The sequence below is a fragment of the Bacillus sp. 196mf genome, from assembly GCF_003217275.1.
Classification (GTDB): domain Bacteria; phylum Bacillota; class Bacilli; order Bacillales; family Bacillaceae_G; genus Bacillus_A; species Bacillus_A thuringiensis_S.
Genome location: NZ_QJTG01000123.1, coordinates 1 through 1,013, shown reverse-complemented (window position 1 = coordinate 1,013; position 1,013 = coordinate 1). Strand labels below are relative to the sequence as shown.

Below are 1,013 nucleotides of genomic sequence, written 5' to 3'. Positions count from 1 at the left end.
CTTAGCTCGCTCAATTGCTTTTAATCGTAAAGCTCTCCACTCTTTAGACTTATAGAACTTCATTAGCTTATCTTCTTTTATGAGTTGAATAAGATGTTCTTTATCCATTATTATTTCTCACCAACTTGTTTGTACTTAGCCATTTTAAAAATGTCTACAGAAACTCCAAAACAATTCGGACAAACCTTTACTTCACAATAATCTTTTTTATGAACTTTTAACTTTCGTTCATTTTTACAAAGTAAACATTTATAGATTACATGTCCATCCGTCTTTATATCATTCCTCATTGACTTCAATTGCTCCATTTCTTTCTGCACCAATCTAATATCACGTTCTCGGATTATATATAAGTCCTCTTTAGAAATTCATCATACCTAAATTTGTTTGCATGCCAATCATAAATATTTGTTAAATATTTCAAGAGTTATATAGTGATGTCGAAAATATAAGTGGGATTTATATATCTTGTACAGAACAAAATATAATCCCACATACAGAACCTACACAGCAACCAATAAGGAAGTCTAACCAGTTCATTACATCACCTCTTATTAACATATGTTCTATCTGTTCCAATCGCAAAATCAATTCCTATAAGTGTTTGCTTCTCCATTTTACACAGAATAAGCTCATTGGACAGGGAAGAAACCGATAATTCCTGTATAGAGGTTGCTCAATAGCGTTCTCTATATTCTCTTGAAAATATTCTCAACTTCTTCAGGCGTAAGAACCCCCTTATCGATTAGTGTCGCGAACAAATGTACCACAACGCTTGTAAGAGATCCGGATTTTTTTTCATCACCTGTATTAACCTTTTTGTTTTCTGATACATTTATACTTTGGTTCATGCCACACCCTCCTTATTCATTAGTTACGAATTCACACTTTCCTTGCCACCCAGATGAAGGTAGCATCATTTTAATTGTTCACCTTTCATTACCCCTCCTGTGATTTTGTAATCACCTACTTCTACCTCTTCTCCCTTTTCAATTAAGTGTTCCAGTCCCTTG

At 33.7% G+C, this 1,013-nt stretch carries 2 protein-coding genes and 1 pseudogene; all 3 read right to left on the bottom strand.

The genetic code is table 11. The features are described from left to right. Nucleotides 1-108: pseudogene (locus ATL10_RS32140) on the bottom strand (HNH endonuclease); the annotation flags it as partial. Between the two features lie 2 nt (nucleotides 109-110). Continuing rightward, nucleotides 111-323, bottom strand: coding sequence for a hypothetical protein (locus tag ATL10_RS30880; protein WP_110498422.1), 213 nt, complete (start codon nucleotides 321-323; stop codon nucleotides 111-113). Nucleotides 324-689: 366 nt separating this feature from the next. Continuing rightward, nucleotides 690-851 carry a hypothetical protein gene (locus ATL10_RS31575; RefSeq protein WP_181419386.1) on the bottom strand — a complete coding sequence of 54 codons (162 nt, stop codon included), beginning with the start codon at nucleotides 849-851 and terminating at the stop codon, nucleotides 690-692. Nucleotides 852-1,013: the final 162 nt, after the last annotated feature.